General features: G+C 55.1%; 12 protein-coding genes. 4 read left to right on the forward strand and 8 right to left on the reverse strand.

All coding sequences use genetic code 11. The annotated features are described in order from the left end of the window. Nucleotides 1-24 precede the first annotated feature (24 nt). Together ABIB59_RS04655 and ABIB59_RS04660 are read left to right on the forward strand one after the other, a co-directional pair. Nucleotides 25-1,617 carry an ABC-F family ATPase gene (locus ABIB59_RS04655; RefSeq protein WP_354034206.1) on the forward strand — a complete coding sequence of 531 codons (1,593 nt, stop codon included), beginning with the start codon at nt 25-27 and terminating at the stop codon, nt 1,615-1,617. A gap of 155 nt (nt 1,618-1,772) precedes the next feature. After that, the gene (locus tag ABIB59_RS04660; RefSeq protein ID WP_354034208.1) at nt 1,773-3,764 is read left to right on the forward strand and encodes a M48 family metalloprotease; all 1,992 of its coding nucleotides are present in this window, start codon (nt 1,773-1,775) and stop codon (nt 3,762-3,764) included. 58 nt (nt 3,765-3,822) lie between these two features. On the opposite strand, the gene ABIB59_RS04665 is transcribed toward ABIB59_RS04660, so the two are convergent. Then, nucleotides 3,823-6,186, reverse strand: a complete 2,364-nt coding sequence (locus ABIB59_RS04665) for a glycoside hydrolase family 31 protein (protein ID WP_354034209.1) — start codon at nt 6,184-6,186, stop codon at nt 3,823-3,825. Nucleotides 6,187-6,201: 15 nt separating this feature from the next. Beyond that, nucleotides 6,202-7,506 (reverse strand): MFS transporter, encoded by a 1,305-nt coding sequence (locus ABIB59_RS04670; RefSeq protein WP_039077185.1) that lies wholly within the window; start codon nt 7,504-7,506, stop codon nt 6,202-6,204. A 298-nt stretch (nt 7,507-7,804) separates the two neighbouring features. On the opposite strand from ABIB59_RS04670, the gene ABIB59_RS04675 reads away from it, so the two are divergent. Then, nucleotides 7,805-8,878 carry a LacI family DNA-binding transcriptional regulator gene (locus tag ABIB59_RS04675; protein ID WP_354034212.1) on the forward strand — a complete coding sequence of 358 codons (1,074 nt, stop codon included), beginning with the start codon at nt 7,805-7,807 and terminating at the stop codon, nt 8,876-8,878. Here the strand turns inward: ABIB59_RS04675 and ABIB59_RS04680 are convergent. From ABIB59_RS04680 to ABIB59_RS04695, 4 genes are all read right to left on the reverse strand, one after another. Continuing rightward, entirely contained in the window at nt 8,875-10,131 is a 1,257-nt protein-coding gene (locus ABIB59_RS04680; RefSeq protein ID WP_039077184.1) for a DUF1479 domain-containing protein, read from the reverse strand. The two genes, ABIB59_RS04675 and ABIB59_RS04680, sit on opposite strands and share 4 nt — an antisense overlap. A 167-nt stretch (nt 10,132-10,298) precedes the next feature. After that, nucleotides 10,299-11,111: a Cof-type HAD-IIB family hydrolase gene (locus ABIB59_RS04685; RefSeq protein WP_071195624.1), complete on the reverse strand. Its 813-nt coding sequence runs from the start codon at nt 11,109-11,111 to the stop codon at nt 10,299-10,301. 192 nt (nt 11,112-11,303) lie between these two features. Beyond that, nucleotides 11,304-13,736, reverse strand: a complete 2,433-nt coding sequence (locus tag ABIB59_RS04690) for a formate C-acetyltransferase/glycerol dehydratase family glycyl radical enzyme (protein ID WP_354034214.1) — start codon at nt 13,734-13,736, stop codon at nt 11,304-11,306. A 4-nt stretch (nt 13,737-13,740) separates the two neighbouring features. Then, the gene (locus tag ABIB59_RS04695; protein ID WP_354034216.1) at nt 13,741-14,640 is read right to left on the reverse strand and encodes a glycyl-radical enzyme activating protein; all 900 of its coding nucleotides are present in this window, start codon (nt 14,638-14,640) and stop codon (nt 13,741-13,743) included. Between the two features lie 134 nt (nt 14,641-14,774). On the opposite strand from ABIB59_RS04695, the gene fsa reads away from it, so the two are divergent. Continuing rightward, complete coding sequence (gene fsa / locus ABIB59_RS04700; protein ID WP_354034218.1) at nt 14,775-15,437, forward strand: fructose-6-phosphate aldolase; 663 nt, start codon at nt 14,775-14,777, stop codon at nt 15,435-15,437. A gap of 644 nt (nt 15,438-16,081) precedes the next feature. On the opposite strand, the gene moeB is transcribed toward fsa, so the two are convergent. Together moeB and moeA are read right to left on the reverse strand one after the other, a co-directional pair. Then, nucleotides 16,082-16,852: a molybdopterin-synthase adenylyltransferase MoeB gene (gene moeB / locus ABIB59_RS04705; protein ID WP_107222918.1), complete on the reverse strand. Its 771-nt coding sequence runs from the start codon at nt 16,850-16,852 to the stop codon at nt 16,082-16,084. 1 nt (nt 16,853) lies between these two features. Then, nucleotides 16,854-18,086 (reverse strand): molybdopterin molybdotransferase MoeA, encoded by a 1,233-nt coding sequence (moeA, locus tag ABIB59_RS04710; RefSeq protein WP_110295672.1) that lies wholly within the window; start codon nt 18,084-18,086, stop codon nt 16,854-16,856. Nucleotides 18,087-18,108 lie beyond the last annotated feature (22 nt).

Genomic DNA, 18,108 nt, shown 5'->3' on the forward strand with positions numbered 1-18,108 from the left:
TGTCACACATTTCAGGATAATTCCGTGTTAGTCACCAGCAACGTCACCATGCAGTTCGGCAGCAAGCCGCTGTTTGAAAACATTTCCGTCAAATTTGGCGGCGGCAACCGTTACGGCCTGATCGGCGCCAACGGGAGCGGTAAATCCACCTTTATGAAAATCCTTGGCGGCGATTTAGAGCCGACGCTGGGGAATGTCTCCCTCGATCCGAATGAACGCATCGGTAAGCTGCGTCAGGATCAGTTCGCCTTCGAAGAGTACACTGTCCTCGACACCGTGATCATGGGTCATGGTGAGCTGTGGGAAGTGAAGCAGGAGCGCGACCGTATCTACGGTCTGGCCGAAATGAGCGAAGAGGACGGCTACAAAGTCGCCGATCTTGAAACGCAATATGGCGAGATGGACGGTTACTCCGCCGAGGCGCGCGCAGGCGAACTGCTGCTCGGCGTCGGGATCCCGGTTGAGCAACATTACGGTCCGATGAGCGAAGTGGCTCCCGGCTGGAAACTGCGTGTCCTGTTGGCACAGGCACTGTTTTCCAATCCGGACATCCTGCTGCTCGACGAACCGACGAACAACCTGGACATCGATACTATTCGCTGGCTGGAGCAGGTGCTGAACGAACGTAACAGCACCATGATCATCATTTCGCATGACCGTCACTTCCTGAATATGGTCTGCACCCATATGGCTGACCTGGATTACGGCGAACTGCGCGTTTATCCGGGCAACTACGACGAATATATGACGGCGGCAACCCAGGCGCGTGAACGTCTGCTGGCGGATAACGCCAAGAAGAAAGCGCAAATTGCCGATCTGCAGTCGTTTGTTAGCCGCTTTAGCGCCAACGCCTCTAAATCTCGCCAGGCTACATCACGTGCGCGCCAGATTGATAAAATCAAACTGGAAGAGGTTAAAGCCTCCAGCCGTCAGAACCCGTTCATCCGTTTCGAGCAGGACAAGAAACTGTTCCGTAACGCGCTGGAAGTGGAAGCCCTCGCTAAAGGGTTTGATGAAGGCCCGCTGTTTAAAGGTGTTAACCTGCTGCTGGAAGTGGGTGAGAAGCTCGCGATCCTCGGTGCGAACGGCGTGGGTAAATCCACCATGCTGAAAACGCTGGTGGGTGAACTGGAAGCGGACAAGGGCACCGTGAAATGGTCGGAAAATGCGCAGATTGGTTACTACGCGCAGGACCACGAATACGAGTTCGAAAACGACCTCACCGTGTTTGACTGGATGAGCCAGTGGAAACAAGAGGGCGATGATGAGCAAGCGGTACGCAGCATTCTGGGGCGTCTGCTGTTCAGCCAGGACGACATCAAAAAGCCCGCGAAGGTGCTGTCCGGTGGTGAGAAAGGCCGCATGTTGTTCGGCAAGCTAATGATGGAAAAACCCAATATTCTGGTGATGGACGAACCGACCAACCACCTGGATATGGAATCTATCGAATCGTTGAACATGGCGCTGGAGATGTATCAGGGCACGCTGATTTTCGTCTCTCATGACCGTGAATTTGTGAGCTCGCTGGCGACCCGCGTCATCGAAATTACGCCGGAGAAAGTCATCGACTTTACGGGCAATTACGAAGATTATCTGCGCAGTAAAGGCATCGAATAATTTCTTTACGCTTTCTTCCATCCGGAAGAAAGCGTTTTTATTTTTTCTGATTCCGTGTAAACCAAATTTTAGTTCTATTTCCTTATTAAGAGAATACGGTAGACTTTTTTAACGTGCGGGATGCACGTCTGCAATAAACACAAGGAGCGTTTATCGTGGAAAGGCATATTGGCAGAACATTTATTATTCCAGTCATTATTTTTATTTATGGTTTATGGCAATATTCGCGGGTGAGCGGCCTGGCGAAGTTGGCTTTTTATTTCCAGGATAATACCGTTATTTTTCGTTACGGCATGACTTGCCTTGGTATTGTCTTTGCTGTCCTTGCAGCCGTTACAATTGGCTATGCTATGGCGTTGTGTCATTTCAGCGCGCGCGCTTCCCGAAAGTCGCAGGATATATTAATTGCGAAATTTACCCGTTGCCGACGACTGTTGCCATTTTTAATGGTAGGGGAAATGGTATTTTGTGGGCTGGCCATAGTCTGTATAGCACTGTCGGAAATAGCATGGTTTACCGATAATTTTCGATTGAACGGCGGGGGAATAAAAATAGTCCTAATCGCCCTGTTTACGCTTTTGAGTATTCTCTGGATGCTGTTTAAAGGCATTCTCTCTATCAAAAAATGTTTCGCTATTTTCCAGCAGGATGATTCACATATTTACGGTGTGAATGTTCTGCGCGACGATGCGCCTGCGCTTTGGTCATGGGTCGAAACGTTGGCGCAGCGCGCCGCGCTTATTGTACCGGACAATATTGTTATCGGTTATTTTGACTGCTTTTACGTCACGGCTAACGCTATTCAACTGGAACAGGGGGCGCGCCTGACCGGGAATACACTGTACCTGCCCCTGGGTTACGCCGCGCTGATGGATAAAGAAGAAATAGCGGCGGTGATCGGCCATGAACTGGGGCACTTCACCGGCAATGATACCCAGTACAGCCTGCGTTTCGCGCCGCTCTACGCTGGCATGATAACCAGCCTGCATGAGATAGCGAATGGGGCGCAGGTTGGCTCGTGGGTGGACAAGGTTGTGCTTATCCCGTCACTGGATATGGGGGCGTGGTTTCTTGACCGTTTTCATGAAACCGTGAGCCACTGGAGCCGCATTCGTGAATATGCGGCTGATGAAGCAGGCGCGCGTGCGGCATCTGCGCCCGCCCTGTCCAGCGCGTTGCTGCGCATTACTGCCCTGAGCGAGTATGTAGATAAAAATGCAGATGCGGCGGTGAGCGGTGACGTTTCTCTGGTTGGCTGGGTTGAAAACCTTATCGCCGAACAGCAAAACGGCCAGCCGTTAAAAGTAGAGGCGGGGCTGGAGACGGCGCTTGAGCATCCCATGGACAGCCATCCTGCTACACGGGCACGCATTGAGAATCTCGGCGTCGCACTGCATCCCACTCTTTTTGAGCGCGCGGCTCGTCCGGTCACGCAAGACGGATGGCTGATGTTCAGCGCCATGTTTAACGATATTACGGAGTTATGTCTGCCGCTGGCGCAAAAGGTTGAAGCCGAAATTCACCAACAAAAAGCCGCTTATCGGGAGGCGCTTGAGTCCCATGTCCAGCAGTCTCAGACGACCCTCGATTTTTGGGGGAATAAGGCAGGGGCGTGGTTTTCGCTCGTATTAGGTGGTCTGTTTGGTTTGGGTGGGCTGACGATGCTCTTTTTATCTTTATCCCATAGCGAGCCCTTTTTCCCGCTTCTTGGCTGTATCCTGCTTTTACCCGGATTGCTGCTGATACTTGCCGGATATAAACAGATAAAACAGGCTGCGCATCCACTCTTCTCCTTAAACGAGGAGAGTATTACCAGTTGTTTTATTGCGAAACCATTGCCGCTACATAACATTGACTCCTTGCTCGTTCGCCAGTCATCGGAAACGGTAACGGTAGAGCTCTATCTTCGCGACGGGTATGAACCCGATATCACGACCAAACGCTTTATGCGCACCATTCGCTTTGACCCAGGCAAGCGTGCCGTGACCATTTTACTGGCCGGCAAACTTATTCAGAGCGATGAAAACGGCAAACAGAAGCTGGACGGCGCGGAGGTTGCTGAGCGAATTGCGCAGTACCTCTACGCAGTGCATGCGCGGGATGAGCTAAAACAGCTACAGGCAGATAACGAAAGCCTTGCGGGTTAATTATTTGCCCGGAGCGGTATTCACCCTCTCCCTTTTGGGAGAGGGCCGGGTGAGGGGACTACAGCACCCACTCGCTCCGCGCTTCGCCGTTGATCAGAAGCTTACGTCCTTCGCCTGCCGGTAACGATACCTTAAGCGACGGCCATGCCGGACGGTAATCACCGGTTGCGGCGATCGTCAGATTGATAGAGTCCGCGTCGCAGGCCATTGTCCATTCCAGCCACAGAGCATTCCCGTTCTGATAACCCCAGCTCTCACCATCATCTTCAAACAGCAACCCGTCTGAGCGCCCCGTTCCTTTCACCGGAAACAGTTTCAGCTCACGGGTATCATCCGCCGTCGCGCTAACATGCCTGATTCGCGCGCTGAGCGGCAATCCCGCGCCGGCGCGGACCAGCAATGGCAGTTTTTCCAGCGGCGCGTCGCGCACAATCCACTGCCCGCCGCAGAACCACTCGTGAGTGTAAAAATCATACCAGCCGGTCTCGTTCGCAGGCAGCCAGACACGGCGTTCGCGCTGACCTTCTTCGACCACGCTGGCCACCAGAATATCGCGGCCCAGCAGGAAATCGTCGCACTCTTCAAACGTCTGCGTGTCATGCTCGTGATCGAGGAAAGTCGGGCGCAGCATCGGTTCGTCATCCGCATGCGCCTGCCACAACAGGGTATAAAAATAGGGCAACAGACGGTAACGCAGTTCGATGGCGCTGCGAATGGCCGGCGTCACCCCCGGATACATCCACGGCTCATTCACCGTATGATCGTCATTCCATGAATGGATGGTGAAACGAGGGTGCATCACGCCGTTTTGTACCCAGCGAACAAACAGTTCAGCATCCGGTTTATCCCCGGAGAAGCCGCCCACATCGTGCCCCACGTTATACAGCCCGGACAGACTCATCCCAAGCCCCATTCGGGTGTTAAAGCGCAGCGTATCCCAATTGGTCCGGTTATCACCGCTCCAGGTTTGTACGTAGCGCTGCATCCCGGCGCAGCCAGAGCGGGAGATCAGGTACGGACGTTTATCCGGGGCGAATCGTTGCTGTGCTTCCAGCGAGGCGCGCATCATCAGCAGCGGCATCACCGGGCGAATATGTTTGATGGCAATCTCGCGGCCAAAACCGTAGCAGCGGGCTTCGCCATCCCACACTTCAAACTCGTTGTTATCGTTCCACGTAGAGTCGATGCCCATCTCCAGCAGTTGCGTGGTCACGCCTTGCTGCCACCATTTGACGGTCTGCGGATTCGTAAAGTCGAGGTGCGACCCTTCATCGTCCCAGAAGCTCGAACGTTCTGGCGCATCCTTTTCTGAATCGCGAATAAACAGCCCTTTCTCTGCCACTTCGTTATAGCGTGGATGGTCCTGCAGCAGGCACGGCTTGATATTGGCCGCCAGTTTCAGGCCCGCATCGTGGAAGGCCTGGCTCATGACTTTTGGCTGCGGCACCTTGTCGTAGTTCCAGTTAAAGACGTAGCGCTTACCATTAATGGAGGTATAGCCCGAAGAGAGCTGGAACGAATCGCAGGGAATCGCATGCTCAGAACACAGGCGAATAAAGTTCATTAGCTGGTTTTGCGCATCCGGCGCATCGGTGTAATGCATAGTGGATCCGCTGTAGCCCAGACTCCACTTCGGCCCAAACAGGGTTTTCCCGGTCAGGCGGACAAACGCTTTGGTGACATCCAGCGCCCGCGTGCCGGTAAACAGGTAATAATCGATATCGCCCGCTTCGGCCTGCCAGCGGCGATAGGCGGTATGGTAATTATCGATTTCATTACCCAAATCCAGCCAGCAACTGCTCAGGTTGTCATAAAACAGACCGTAACTGATGTCGTCCCGGCGGGTGAGGGTAAACGGAATATGTTTGTAGAGAGGATCGGTACTGACCGCGTTATAGCCCATCGCGTCCAGATTGCGCATTTCATAACGTTTGCCGTTACGCTGCAAATTACCTGCTTTCTCGCCCAGACCATAAAACCGCTCATCTTTTTTACGGCTCAGATAATGCGCCACACCGTCGCCATGGGCATTAAGTTGATAGGCGCTGGTAGGACGATCGCCTGCCAGCCATTGCCACTCTCCGGCCTCATTACGATAGTGCCATTCCAGCCACAGCGGCTGGTGCACGGTGACCCGTAACGCTTCGGTGGCGAGAACCAACTGCTGGTCGTGTTGCTCAAGCGTCCAGTCCGGGCAGGTAAAGCCACTGATATCTTCACGGTGACGGCCTTCCCATGGCACATCCTGCGTGGGGGCAATACTCCAGGTTCTGTCCAGCGCCAGCTCACCTTTCCGTTTTAACAGCACGCGGAACAGCGTTTTTTCCAGCACATACAGGCACAGCGTATGCTGCCCATCCACCAACAGTTCAATATGGTGAGCCGCCTGTTTTTGTAAGGTCCAGTTTTTCAACGTTTTCATATCAGACATCCATTATCAGACGCGTTTTGCGCGACGTTCAGCAATAAATGACACCAGGAAAATGGCCCCAATCAGGTCAAAAAAGCCCATTGCGATAAACAGCGGATTGAAACCGATTTTGTCAGCGGTAACGCCAATCAGCAGAGAGAAGAGGAAACTGGCGATCCATGCCGCCGAGCCGCGCATACCATTAACGGTAGCCATCTGGCCCTTATCAAAGGATTCCACCACCAGCGCGCTCAGCATGCAGGAGATGATCTGGTGACCGAAACCGCCAATCGAGATCAGCACGATAGTGATATAGGGATCGCGGGTAATTGCGACGATGCCCAGCGAGATCATCAGAAACGCACCGGTGACGGAGCTTGCCACCACCGAGTTCACCCGAGAGCAGCCGAACCAGCGGGTATACAGTTTGGTGAGATAGCCGCTTGCCACGCTGCCCAGATCGGCGGCAAGGAAGGGGAGCCAGGCAAACATGGCGATTTGCTTAAGGTCCATCCCATGCTCTTTCGCCAGATACAGGGGCACCCAAAAGCTCAGCACGGCCCAGGCGGGTTCCGCCATAAACGCCGGGATGGCGATACCGTAAAAGCGTTTGTTTTTGGCGACGGTTTTCAGCGCGGAAAAGAAGGGCAGTTTGACCGCAGGCGCCTCGTTGTCCTGCTTGATATAGGCCAGTTCCTCTTTGCTCAGGTTCGGGTGTTTTTCCGGGTTATAGTAAAACGCCCACCACAGCAGCACCCACACCAGCGCCAGAACACCGGTAAACATAAACGCGCCCTGCCAGCCAAAAGAGGCATGGGCAAAATAGATAATTGGCGGTGCCAGCATGGCGCCAATCGAGAAACCAACGCCAGCCCAACCTGCGGCAACCGGGCGCTCCGATTTCGGGAACCACTCGCCCAGGGTTTTGGCATTCGCTGGCGTGGCGGCCGCTTCGGATGCCCCCATCGTGAAACGCAAAATAGCCAGTTGCAACCAACTGCTCGCCCCGGCGTGGAAAATACAGGCCAGCGCCCAGATGATGGCACAGACCATAAAGCCCACTTTCAGGCCAATCACGTCAATCAACCAACCGCATAATGGCTGGAAAACGGTATAGGCTAACTGAAAAGCGCCCACAATCCATGAGTACTGCTCGGTCGTAATGCCCATACTGGTTTTCAGTTCGGGGGCAAGAATGCCGAGCGAGTTACGGGTGATGTAGTTCACCGTGACGCCCAGTAAAAACAGGACCAGCACCCACCAGCGTAAGTTTTTGACTATCCGGCGGCTTTTGCTTGCCACCACTTCATTATTGTTGATTCCCTGGCTCATTTTTTTCTCCACGCACCGTTCTGTAGGGAAGTCGTTGCGGGCCATTCGAAATTTGTTATACCGATCTGGACCGCATGGGGATTTTTTTCTGCTTTAGCCTGAAATACGCCGACAACTAGTATGGAAGTTGTACGACATCTTTACGTTAGGGGAGAAAAAAGGTCAGCCATAGTGGATTTTGTGCAAGGATTCTCATCAATTCGCCAAAGAAAAGGGCAATATGCTTTCCGAACCAGTATTCATGAGGCTTATGCTTCATGAAAATTTTCCCATCGAGGAAACGGAGCAAGATCACAAAATGGATAAAAAGCTAAAAATCACTGAAATCGCCCAGCGCACCAACCTGTCGACCAGCACCGTGTCCCGTGTGCTGGCGGGTAAGGCCAATACCAGCGAAACGGCCAGACGCCTGGTACTGGAATGTGCGCGTGAGTTAGGGGTAATGGAGGGGATTGCCGCCGGGAGGTTGCTGCTCAATAACCTGGTGATCTTTGCACCACAGCGGGCGTTCGATGAGCGCTCCGATATCTTTTATTACCGCGTGATTCAAAGCATCAGTAAGGCGCTGGATTCTCATGAGGTGCGGCTGCGTTACTGCCCGCTGGAGGAGCTGGATAGCGATGCTAATGTATTTATTTCACGAATGAATGAGCCGGAAACCCAGGCGGCAATTTTGTTGGGGATTGACGATCCGCATATTCACGAACTGGCCGCGGATTTTGCCAAACCTTGCGTACTGATTAACTGCCGCGATAAGCGGATGCGCCTGCCGACGGTGGCCCCGGATCACCGGGCAATCGGTGAGTTTGCCGCTGACTATCTGTTTGACTCCGGTCATCGCGATATGGTGGTCGTGATGTGTCTGCGCCGCTACACCATGGATCTGCGGCTGGCGGGCATTAAAGAAGCCTGGCAACAGCGAAATCTACGTTTTCAGAGTAAGCGCGATCTGATCACTGTTCCCAGTTTTAGCGCCAGAGAAGCCCAGCAGCGGGTTGCAGAGTGGCTCGACAGTCCCGCACATAAAAACCCGCCGACCGCGTTTTTAGTCGGGGGAGATTTTATGGCGGAAGGGACCGTGCGGGCGCTGCAACAACGCGGCTTACGCGTTCCGCAGGATGTCTCGGTGATGAGCATTGATGCCTTCAACCTGGCCGCCATTCAGGACGTACCGCTGACGGCGGTCCATGTGCCGCGCGATGAACTTGGTACTGAGGCCGTTCACATGTTGCAGCAACGGCTGATTCGCCCGCAGGCGGCAATTGGCTCGCTGCTGATTAATGGCATGCTGGTAGTGAGGGAGTCAGTACGGCGGATACGTCCGGGACAACGACGTACCGCCGTGGAGCGAGAAGGGCTGTATGACGTTTAGTCTATGCCCAGCGCCCGTTTTCCATAGGCGTTTAAATCGGCCAGCGTGAAGCGCCCCTCCCAGTTTGCTTCATAATCTTCTCGCGGAAAATCACCTGGCGATACGCCATTTTCCAGCGCGACTTTTGCTTTACGCGCCCAGGCGAGGTTTTTCTCGCACAGGGGGGCGGCGGGGATATACATCACGTTACCCCAGCCCTGTTGATCGTTTACCGGGGCGACGGAGTGAATCACATCGCAATGCCACCAGACGGAGTCGCCCGCTTCCAGCGCCGGGATGGAGGTTAACGCCTCTATCAGCAGCGGGTGCCATTTCTCCGAAATGGGAAGCACCTTACCCGGAGCCACACCGCACAACTCATCTTCTGGCACATCATCCAGCAGTGGGCGTAGCAGAATATAGGCCATTGCCTCCGGGATCGGCACGACATGCAACAACCCCTGGCCTGGGATCATATCGGAGAGCGCCGTCCAGCCCTGGAAGGTACGGAACACTGAACATTTGGTGGTGTTCTCGACGGTATATTCTTCCACCTCGGTACGATGCGCGGCATCCCACGGATCGTATTCGTCCAGTTTGCCGTTAAAGACGTTGGCAAAGACCCGTTGATACGCCGGAAGCAGCCAGCGTTCCAGGGCGCCGGAATCGGTATGGGCACCTAAACCTTTTGACGTCGTTCCCGGCGGACGGCGACGAATACGGTCCGGGTAAATCACGCTGACATCCGGGTCAAACCACGTTGTCCCTTCGCTTTCAAAGCGCCACAGGCGGTTGAGGAACGACTGCACGGCAGCCATTTCGTCGCTCTGGCGTGCCTGCATTTGTGACTGCGACCAGTAGATAGGGTAAATTTCCGGGCGAGAGGCATCGAGAGATCCAAAGAAGTTATCGCCTGGCCCTTTGTAGACATCATCAAAGTGGTTTTGCTCAAGGTAGGCCATCATGTCGCGGTCCCAGCCGAGCGCCCGCTCGCGGGGGAAATGCCCTTTGATCACCGCACAACCGCGTTGTTTAATCAGCGCACGCTGTTGCTCGCTTACCCGCCCCTGTTTTACCGCTTCAAAGGGGATCACCGGCCAGACATCCTCGCCCTGCGCCTTTAACGCGTTGATCTCTGCGACGCGCTGGCTAATCCGCGCGTGGAGTTGATTGAATACGGCTTTTACGTCACCGATTTGCTGGCGCAATTCCTGCTTCATTTGCCGGATAGCCGCTTTATGGTCGACGGGTAAAGTTTCGCTGGTGAACGTCATAATGGCCTCGCAATCTTTCATTCGAAAGTAATTAAGCTTACAAGTGATAATTTAAGTTAAAAATAAGTTAATGCAAGTTTAAAAACTTGATGCAGAGCACAAAGCTGAAAGAAGGGCAGGGAAAGAGAGAAGGGGAAAGGCCGGAGCGACGACTCCGGCCGGGAAAATCACTGGAACGGGGGAGCACCGTCCAGTACCGCCTGAATCACATTCAGCGCGCCCTGGTGGTTGTTGTCATCGGTGCGATGACGGGCAATGGCTTTGATGGCGTCGCTGGCGTTACCCATGGCGAACGAAAACGCCGTCATGCGCAACATTTCGGCGTCGTTGCCGCTATCGCCAATCGTTACACACTCTTGCGGCGACAACTGCCAGCGTTTCAGCAGACGGGTAATGCCGTTGGCTTTGTGCAGACCGGGAATAATCAGGTCGACAAAACCAAAGCCGCTGGTCACAGGCTTCATGATGCCATCCAGCGAAACATGCAGTTTATCAATTAGTTGCGGGATGTCACTGTCCGGTAAATTGAGCGAGAATTTGAACAGGGTATCGTTAATCTGGTGGTAGTCGCTGATGCGTTGCAGACGATGATAGTGCTTTGCCATCAGGTCGATAAAGCTATCCGGCGCGTTTTCGCTGACCCAGGCGCTTTCCAGCCCACAGGCGACGAAATTCAGCGCTTTGTCTTTCAGTAACTCGCCGATAACGACCTGGGCTTCATGACGGGTAAGTTCACCGTGAAACAGTTGCTGACCGTGTTCAAAGACCAGCGCGCCGTTTTCGGCGACAAAAGAGATCTGATCTTTCAGTTCCGGGAAAAAGGAGATGAGCTGGTAATACTGATTGCCGCTGGCGACGACAAATTCAATATCACGCTGCCTGAGTTGGGCAAACTGTGCCATAAAACGATCGCGGTCGTATTGTTTGGCGTCGTCAAGAAAAGTTCCGTCCATATCAGTGACGATAACTTTTACAGTCATACATAAGCTCCTGGTCTGGGTACCACTCGTAACATTGTAATAACAGTGTGACCTGAAGCACAAATTTATTTCATTCGAAAGCAAGGTGAAAGCAAAACGGCAACCCCCCTGGTTGCCGTTTTTGGTGTTTGCACCCTCTCCCGTGGGAGAGGGCCGGGGTGAGGGCACCAGACCGCAGAGGTCATGCCAGGGTTAAAGCGTATGTTCAGTGCGTGCGATAATATCATCCTGCGCATCCGGTGACAGCGCGGTAAAGAATGCAGAATAGCCTGCTACACGCACCACCAGGTCGCGATATTGATCCGGGTGTTTCTTCGCTTCCAGCAACGTCTCACGGGACACAATATTGTACTGAATATGCCAGCCCTTATGATCCTCAAAGAACGTGCGCAACAGCAACATCAGTTTCTGCCTGTCACTGTCATTCTCAAGCGTTGACGGGTTCAGCTTCTGATTAAGCAACACGCCGCCGAGGATCGCCGCTGTCGGCAGTTTCCCCACTGAACCGATCACCGCTGTCGGGCCGAGATGGTCAGTGCCTGATGCCGGGCTGGCCCCTTCGGCGAGCGGCGTTTTGGCTTTACGTCCGTCCGGCGTCGCCATGGTTGCCGCACCAAATGGCACGTTGGCGGAAATAGACGATGTCCCGGCGTAATAGTTGCCGCCAATCGGGCCGCTTCCGAAACGTGGATTATGGTAATTTTTCAGTTCATCGATATAGGTCTGGTAAGCGCGTACCAGCAGCGTATCCACGCTATCATCATCATTGCCATACTTCGGCGCGTTGTTAATCAAACGCTGGCGCAACTGCTCATGCGTCAGACCGTCGAAATCAGCGGCCAGCGCCTCCGCAAGCTGCTGTTGCCCGATGGCTCCCTGTTCGAAGACCAGTTTTTTCACCGCCGCCAGGCTATTGCCGAGGTTGGCGATGCCCACCTGCAGGCCGGACACCCAGTCATATTTCGCGCCACCCTGTTTAATGCTTTTCGCCCGCTCGATACAGTCATCCACCAGCGCGGAACAGAGAATATCGTGGACATTCTCTTCGAGCATGGTGTCGACAACATACTCAATCTCAATCGATTTCCGGGTGTAGTAGCGAATCTGCGTATCCCAGTCGGCCATCACCTCGTCGAAGTGGGTGAAGTTGCCTTTCGACAACGCATGTGCCTGCGGCAGGAACACTTTGCCGCTGGTGGCATCGCGACCGCCTTCCAGCGCTGCCAGCATCACGCGGGCAAAGTTGATAAAACTCATCCCGGTGCAGCGATACCCCCATTTGCCACCGACGGCGGTTTCGATACAGCCGATCGCCGCATAGTCATACGCATCCTGTGGTTCGACGCCAAGCTTAATGAACTCAGGGATCACGATTTCATCGTTGTTAAACGCCGGCATCCCGAAGCCGCAGCGGATCACCTGTACGCAGGCGTCGAGGAAGTCGTTACTCATGCCCGCGTGGTAGCGCACGCTGAGGTTCGGCTGGGTTGAGCGCAGGCGGCCACAGGATTCCAGAATCGCGTAAGAGAGCGGGTTCACGGCATCCATCGGCGCATTGTTGACCAGTTTCTGACCGCCAATGGTGACGTTCTGATACAGCGGGCTGCCCGCAGAGGCTTTGGAGTGCGAGCCGGAGCGGATTTTGTTCACTTCCAGCAATTTCAGCCAGCAGCCGTGCAGCATTTCAATGGCCTGCTCGCGGGAAAGCGACTGGTCCAGCTCCACATCGCGGCGATAGTACGGATACAGATACTGATCCATACGGCCAAAGGAGACAGAATGGCCGTTAGATTCGATTTGCAGGATCAACTGAATGAAGTAGCACAGTTGCAGTGCCTGCCAGAAGGTTTTCGGCGGCTCATGGGCTATCACATCGCAGTTTTCCGCCATCGCCAGCAGTTCATCGCGGCGACTGGTGCGGGTTTCTGCACGGGCCATTTGACGGGCGAGGTTGGCGAAACGCTCAATGTGCAGGCTGACGGCATCCAGCACGATATCAATCGCTTTCAGGAACTGCTCACCGTGCAAATCTTCCAGAACGGTAAGGTTAATACGTGAACGGCGTTCATCCACTTTATGGCGCAGGCCGTCCAGCCCTTTTTCCAGCAGTAGCGGGAAATTCACCGCCAGATGCGCATCGCCCGAGGTCATATTGCCTTCGGCCTTGATGATGCCGGTTTCCAGCAGCGCTTTTTGCTCATCGGTAAACATACCGTAGCAGCGATCCTGCACGGTCTGGCCACGCCACCACGGGCAAATGGCGTGCAGCACCTGTTTATTTTCTTCGCTTACCGCAAAGCCAGCCCCTGGACGATCTGCCAGGTCATCGATCTCTTTTTCAATCCAACTGACGGTATATTCCGGGAAGATCGGCGCGGCGCGCACTTCGCTTGCCTGGTTGCCGATGATCAGCTCGTCGTGCTTGATCCAGATGGTACGCGCCGCCAGATGATGGGCCAGCGCCAGCGCGCGGCGTACCGGAATGGGCTTATCCATGTGCTGCTGATACATCTCGGTGTAGTGCTGCGCACGCTCGGTACACACCGGAGGTTTTACAATGTGCACCAGTGCGTTCTTATGCGCCTTAATACGGTCGGTCAGGGTCGAGAGTTGTAACGTCGTCATGAGATTATCCTCGTAATATCGCTGTCAGCCCTTTCTCGCAGGCGTAGTTCTGGGCGAATGCCAGTAACGCCGGTGCATCAAGCGGCTTGTCAGGGGCGGTGTAGGGTTGACTGAGTAAGGTGTATTTATTCATGCCCAGCGTGTGATAGGGCAAAAAGTGGATCTCGCGGACGTTCAGTTCGTCGGCGGCAAAATTGGTGATATCGGAAATGGATTTTTCATCGGCATTGAAGCCGGGAATCAACGGTACGCGAATGGTCATCTGCTTACCGGCTTGCGCCAGTCGTTTCAGGTTGTCCAGCACGCGTCTGGCGCTGCCGTCGGTCCACTGTTTAAACGCGCCGCTATCCACATGTTTCAGGTCGGCGAGAAACAGATCCACATAGGGCAGAGAGGGCTCAATGTAGCGCCATGGCACATGCAGGCAGGTTTCAACGGCAGTGTGGATCCCGTGTTCGTGGCTGGCTTTAAAAAGGGAGAAAGCCAGTTCCGGGTGCATAAACGGCTCGCCGCCGGAAAGGGTAATACCGCCGCCGCTGCGGGTATAAAAGGCTTTATCACGCAACACTGTCGCCATGATGTCCTCGACAGATTTATCTTCCCCGCAGACGGTCAGTGCCTGCGTTGGGCAGCAGTCGGTCAGAGCGTTAAGGTCGCTATCCGTTAGATTTTCACGGGCAATAAGCAGGCCGTTAAGCGCCCGGCTAATGGCTTTCGGGGCCACCTGCTGGCAAAGATCGCAGCCTTCCAGGCACAGTCTGGCGTCGAACAGCACTTCGCGTTCGCGGGCGCGGCTCTCCGGGTTCTGACACCAGCGGCAGCCTAATGAACAGCCCTTTAGAAAGACGACGGTGCGAATACCGGGGCCATCATGGGTGGAATAGCGTTGAATATTGAAAATCATAGGTTGCCCTCATCTTGCGTATGAAGATTAAATTACTTTCGAATGAAAGTTATATTGATAAAGGTCAACTCTTGGGCAGGTTGGTGCGTGTTAGTTTTAAAGCATGCTGAATCTCACATTTTGAGGGTGAAAGAATGGAACTGTATCTCGATACATCAGACGTGGCGGCGGTAAAACGGCTGGCGCGCATTTTTCCGCTGGCGGGCGTGACCACCAATCCGAGTATTGTGGCGGCAGGCAAAACGCCTGTTGAGGTGTTGCTGCCGCAACTGTACGACGCGCTGGATGGCAAAGGCCGCCTGTTTGCCCAGGTAATGGCGAACACCGCTGAGGGGATGGTGGCGGATGCTCATAAGCTGCGTGCCATTATTCCCGACCTGGTGGTGAAAGTGCCGGTGACGGCGGAGGGGCTGGCAGCCATTAAATGTCTGAAAGCGGAAGGCATTCCAACGCTTGGCACGGCGGTATACGGCGCCGGGCAGGGGTTGTTATCCGCACTCGCGGGGGCAGAGTATGTCGCGCCGTATGTGAACCGCGTGGATGCGCAGGGCGGTGACGGAGTTCAGACGGTAAATGATTTACAGCGTTTGTTGAGCCTGCATGCGCCAGGGGCGAAGGTGCTGGCGGCCAGCTTTAAGACACCACGCCAGGCGCTGGCGTGTCTGCTGGCAGGCTGTGAGTCGATTACGCTTCCGCTGGATGTGGCGCAACAGTTTATCGCCGCGCCCGCGGTAGAGGCTGCTGTCACGAAGTTTGAGCAGGACTGGCAAGCGGCGTTTGGCCGGACATCGATTTAACCCTGTGGGGGCTACACAGGGTTCCACATCAATGTCTTTCCCGGATGGCGGCGTAAGCGCCTGATCCGGGCTACCACCGGTTTTCTCCCTCTCCCCCGGGGCTGAGGAATCCCAACAAAAAACGCGAGCACGAACGGTCCCCTCTCCTCGTTGGGGAGAGGGCCAGGGTGAGGGGGAAAATGCGGCTCGGGAGGTGGGTTCCGTTCACCTTATGTTCATGGCGAAATGGACCTCCCGAACACGTGAACGGGTAAAGGGGAACACCGCGTTCCCCTTTACAATCCCCGCGGCCCCGCAAAGAAATCGGTGCTTCGCACTGCGTTCGCCTCCCGCCCCGCTGCCTGCGGTCGGTTTGACTCGACGTCCTGTCTCGACAAACCTCAGACCGCCATCCCTGGCGGCCTGACCTTGTCATCAGGTCTTCGTCTCACCGATTTCAGCGGGGACTTAACCCCCTCGCTGTACGCTCTGCGCCAGGGGGGGACAAAGATGTCGCTATGGTTGCTATGTGGGAAAACGAGTTAGCCGTGGCTAACAAGGTTGAAGACGTTTACAGCATCTACCGGGCAATTTACCCTGTGCGGTCTGATGCCCTCACCCCGGTCCTCTCCCACGGGAGAGGGAGCAAACACTAAAAAGGCAACTTACGTTGCCTTTTGCTGTTTACCTCCGCACACCTCACACTGGGGGTTGCGCAGCAACTTCATTTCCCGGAACTGGCAGGTCATCGCGTCATACATCACGATTTTTCCGGCGGCGGGCACGCCAAAGCGCGTCAGCACTTTAATCGCTTCCAGCGCCTGTAATGAACCCATCACCCCCACCAGCGGCGCCATCACGCCTGCTTCGACACAGGTCAGCGCGTTTTCACCAAACAGACGGCTCAGACAGCGGTAGCAGGGCTCGCCGTCCCCCCAGGTAAAGACACTGATTTGCCCCTCCATACGAATGGCGGCACCGGAGACCAGCGGAATACTCTGCGCAAAACACCCGGCGTTGAGCTGATTGCGAATGGCGACATTATCCGTGCAATCCAGCACCAGGTCGTGGGCGGCAATCTGCGCTGACAGGGCGCTTTCATCCAGCAGAGCGTTAAGGGTGTCGAGCTGAACATGCGGGTTGATTCGCGCCAGGGCAGCTTTGGCGGATTCCACCTTTGGCTCGCCAATTGTCGCGTCGCTGTGCAACGTCTGTCGCTGAAGATTGGAGAGCGCCACGGTATCGAAATCCAGCAGCGTCATCTGACCAACCCCCGCCGCAGCCAGATATTGTGCGGCTGCGCAGCCAAGACCGCCTAATCCCACCACCAGCACGCGTGATGCTTTTAACCGCTCCTGGCCATCAAAATCGAAGCCGCGCAGAATAATCTGCCGGTTATAGCGCAGCATCTCTTCATCGCTCAACTCGTCTGCCATCTTAGCCTCCGAAGAGATGGTTAAAGGTTTCAACCTCGACCCATTCACCGGCCTCCACATGACCGCGCTCACGCTCCAGCACCACAAAGCAGTTGCCCTGACTAAAGGAGCTGAAAATATGTGAACCTTGCGGGCCGGTGGTGCTGACAATCAGCTCTCCGTCGCTATCACGGCTGAGGATGCCGCGCTGGAAATCAAGGCGACCCGGTGTTTTCTTAAGGCGGGTTGCCGCGCGGGCGCGCAGGCGTAGCGGCAGTGGGCTGGCGGTATTACCGCTCAGCTTCGCCAGCAGCGGCAGTACTAACTGGTAGAAGGTCAGAGCGGCAGAGACCGGGTTACCGGGTAAGCCACAGAACCAGCTATTTTTGAGATGGCCGAAGGCGAACGGTTTGCCAGGTTTGATAGCAAGCTTCCAGAAGGTGATTTCACCCAGCTCATCCAGGATAGTTTTGGTGTAATCCGCTTCCCCCACCGACACGCCGCCGGAGCTTATCACCACGTCGGCCTGCTGGTCAGCCGTGATAAAAGTTTCGCGCAGTGTGGCCGGATCGTCACGCACGATACCAAGGTTGATGACCTCACAGCCCAGTTGTTCCAGCATCAGGTGAACCGTCAGGCGATTGGTATCGTAGATTTGTCCGTCCGCCAGCGGCTGACCAGGCAGTTGCAGCTCATCGCCGGTGGAAAAGAGCGCCACGCGGATTTTACGGACGACTGGCACCTCGGCAATGCCCAGTGAGGCGAGCACCGGAAGTTCGGCGGCGGTCAGTTTCTTCCCGGCGCTGAACACGGCGGCGCCCGCGCGAATATCTTCACCCAACAGGCGGATGTTTTGCCCGGCTTTAACCTTACCGGTAAAGCGCACGCCCGCGTCGGTTTGCTCAGTCTCTTCTTGCATCACTACGGCTTCGCAGCCAGCCGGCACAGGGGCACCGGTCATGATGCGCACGCAGGTGCCTGTAGGCCACTCGCCGTGAAAGGGCTGCCCGGCGAACGCTTTTCCGGCAACCGGCAGCGGTTCACCTTTTTCGATATCGGCCAGGCGTACGGCATAACCGTCCATGGCGGCATTGTCAAAGCCCGGCACATTCAGCGGCGAAATCACATCCTGCGCCACAACGCGACCAAAACAGCTCAGCAACGGTAGGGTTTCGCTCTCGGTGAGTGGCGAAACGCGGGACAGCATTTGCGCCAGGGCTGAATCCAGCGGGATCAAGCCTGCGGTATATTCCATAATTTACTCCAGCACCACGCGT

The organism is Citrobacter sp. UYEF32, assembly GCF_040546205.1.
GTDB lineage: Bacteria > Pseudomonadota > Gammaproteobacteria > Enterobacterales > Enterobacteriaceae > Phytobacter > Phytobacter diazotrophicus.

Bases quoted from the DNA above. Each gene is read 5' to 3' on its own strand.
- ABIB59_RS04680 (WP_039077184.1), bottom strand. From the start codon at position 10,131: ATGACGTTCACCAGCGAAACTTTACCCGTCGACCATAAAGCGGCTATC.
- fsa (WP_354034218.1), top strand. From the start codon at position 14,775: ATGGAACTGTATCTCGATACATCAGACGTGGCGGCGGTAAAACGGCTG.
- moeB (WP_107222918.1), bottom strand. From the start codon at position 16,852: ATGGCAGACGAGTTGAGCGATGAAGAGATGCTGCGCTATAACCGGCAG.
- ABIB59_RS04670 (WP_039077185.1), bottom strand. From the start codon at position 7,506: ATGAGCCAGGGAATCAACAATAATGAAGTGGTGGCAAGCAAAAGCCGC.
- ABIB59_RS04685 (WP_071195624.1), bottom strand. From the start codon at position 11,111: ATGACTGTAAAAGTTATCGTCACTGATATGGACGGAACTTTTCTTGAC.
- moeA (WP_110295672.1), bottom strand. From the start codon at position 18,086: ATGGAATATACCGCAGGCTTGATCCCGCTGGATTCAGCCCTGGCGCAA.
- ABIB59_RS04695 (WP_354034216.1), bottom strand. From the start codon at position 14,640: ATGATTTTCAATATTCAACGCTATTCCACCCATGATGGCCCCGGTATT.
- ABIB59_RS04665 (WP_354034209.1), bottom strand. From the start codon at position 6,186: ATGAAAACGTTGAAAAACTGGACCTTACAAAAACAGGCGGCTCACCAT.
- ABIB59_RS04675 (WP_354034212.1), top strand. From the start codon at position 7,805: ATGGATAAAAAGCTAAAAATCACTGAAATCGCCCAGCGCACCAACCTG.
- ABIB59_RS04690 (WP_354034214.1), bottom strand. From the start codon at position 13,736: ATGACGACGTTACAACTCTCGACCCTGACCGACCGTATTAAGGCGCAT.